Here is a 952-nt window from a genome sequence, read left to right on the forward strand (position 1 = left end):
GGGGCGGTTCGATCGACATCAGCGTCGGCGAGACCCTGTTCGTCCGCAATACCGGTACAGACGAAGCGCAGGGCGGGATCCTTGTCGGTGACGGCATGCTGTCAATCCGCTCGACTTCGTTCGTCGACAGCACGCCGGGGCCAATCACGGTCTTCGCTTACGGGGCCAAGCGTAACACTGACGGCACGCTGGTGACCGGCGAGGCATTCTACGACCTGGTCAACTTCAACAAGGCGGCCACGGCCAGTGGTGGACCCGGCTCCAGCTACAACGATGGCAGCTTCTTCAACGATTGCGACATCAACACCAACGAGTGTGAAAGCAACACGGAAGAGATCATCGAAGCAGCTCCGCCGGTCAACAACCCGGCAGTGGTCGAAGCACCGACGGCCGAACCCGATCCGGTGCCGCCGGCGGAAGAGGAAACCAGCGCCGAGTTCGGGGTCGATTTCCCCGGGCTGGTCGAAGTGACTGCCGTGACCGAGGAAGGGAACCTCGACGACGGGGTCATGAGTGGCGGTGACAGCTCGCTCTACACGGCCGCCGAAGAGGACGAAGACGAAGATGAGGAGAACGACGGTGGGGAGTAATCCGATGAAAGCGCTTTCGTTCGCAACCGCTCTGGCCGGTTCGCTGGCTGTTCTGACTGTCCCGACTTCTGCATCCGCACAGCAGCAGCGGCCGATCAGCCTGCGTGACAGCTTCCCGGTCGGCTCGAACGGGCTGTGCGAAGCGCAGATCATGGCTCCCGAAGCAGGCGCAGGCCTGTTCGACCGGCGCTATTCGATCATATGCCGCAATGCCGCCGCGCCGGTCGGGACCCTGTGGGTCCTGCGCGGCAAGCTTGCCTCGGAAGCCGAAACCCGCTTCGTCGAGGGCGGCTCGCAATGCAGCGGACGCGAACTGCCTGCCATGCCCGAAGGTCTGCCGAGCGCGCGTGCCCTGATCTGTA

Annotated in this window: 2 protein-coding genes; both read left to right on the forward strand. The window is 63.7% G+C overall.

Features of this window, described 5'->3' with window-relative positions:
• Positions 1-590 (forward strand): hypothetical protein (locus AC01FP_RS17910; protein WP_474482135.1); only part of this gene is annotated, 590 nt, incomplete at its 5' end.
• Positions 591-594: 4 nt separating this feature from the next.
• Positions 595-952 (forward strand): hypothetical protein (locus AC01FP_RS17915; protein WP_474482137.1); only part of this gene is annotated, 358 nt, incomplete at its 3' end.

This window comes from Cyanobium sp. NIVA-CYA 375, assembly GCF_056108345.1.